General features: G+C 58.2%; 1 pseudogene. It reads right to left on the reverse strand.

The features are described 5' to 3' along the window. Positions 1 to 318: pseudogene (locus AB4Z23_RS28870) on the reverse strand (Fic family protein); the annotation flags it as partial. Positions 319 to 392 lie beyond the last annotated feature (74 nt).

Consider the following 392-nt stretch of genomic DNA (forward strand, 5'->3'; position numbering starts at 1 on the left):
GTCCTGCTCCTCCCCTCGCCGCCATTCGCCGGGCGTCATAACAAAGCTGTGGTGGTTACCGACAATCGTCAGCATCTTTACTGTTGCGCCATCATAAAAGGCGCGGTGAAGATAGCGGATGAATTCTATCGATGCAGGATCAGGCAACATCCCTGCCGCCTCTCGCTCGTCGATCTCCTGCTGAACACGATAGTGGGCGACGGCTTCGATCTTGAGGTCGCGCCGATCGTCCTCGGGCTTAATTCCCTGCAGGGCCTGCTCGATCTCACGTGGCCGGGTGTTGTGGCCTTCGATCAGATTACTATAGTAGGTGTTCATGATCCTGACGGTGTGGGGCCAGTTGGGCTGCGGTTTCAGGATGGAGAGCCCGGCCAAGTCGTTCGGCCCTAGCG

Origin of the sequence: Agrobacterium sp. MCAB5 (genome assembly GCF_052114365.1) — a bacterium.
Taxonomy (GTDB): Bacteria; Pseudomonadota; Alphaproteobacteria; order Rhizobiales; family Rhizobiaceae; genus Agrobacterium; species Agrobacterium tumefaciens.